The sequence below is a fragment of the Salifodinibacter halophilus genome, from assembly GCA_012999515.1.
GTDB lineage: Bacteria > Pseudomonadota > Gammaproteobacteria > Nevskiales > Salinisphaeraceae > Salifodinibacter > Salifodinibacter halophilus.
The window spans coordinates 1-234 of record JABEEB010000766.1 but is presented as its reverse complement, the minus strand read 5'-3'; the positions used below and the strand labels follow the sequence as shown (position 1 = coordinate 234).

At 72.2% G+C, this 234-nt stretch carries 1 protein-coding gene; it reads right to left on the bottom strand.

Annotated features, from left to right (window positions below):
* Window positions 1–234, bottom strand: a 234-nt coding sequence (locus HKX41_13645; protein ID NNC25176.1) for an ATP-dependent DNA helicase Rep, incomplete at both ends; no start/stop codon positions are given.

The following is a 234-nucleotide window of genomic DNA, read 5'->3' as shown; positions in this document are numbered from 1 at the left end:
CAGCGCCAGCTGCGCGGCCAGCTCGCCCGGGCCGGAGCCGCGGCCGCCGTCGAACCAGCCCGACAGTTCGGCCAGGTTCTCCTTGCGCCGCTGATAGCTGGCCTCGTCCTTGCACTGGGCGCGGATCGAGGCGAGCAGGCCGCTGCGTTCGGCCAGCACCCCGACCAGTTCGCCCGGGCTGATGCGCTGGGCCTCATCGCGCAGGAAGCGCACGATGTTGACGAAGCCGTCGAG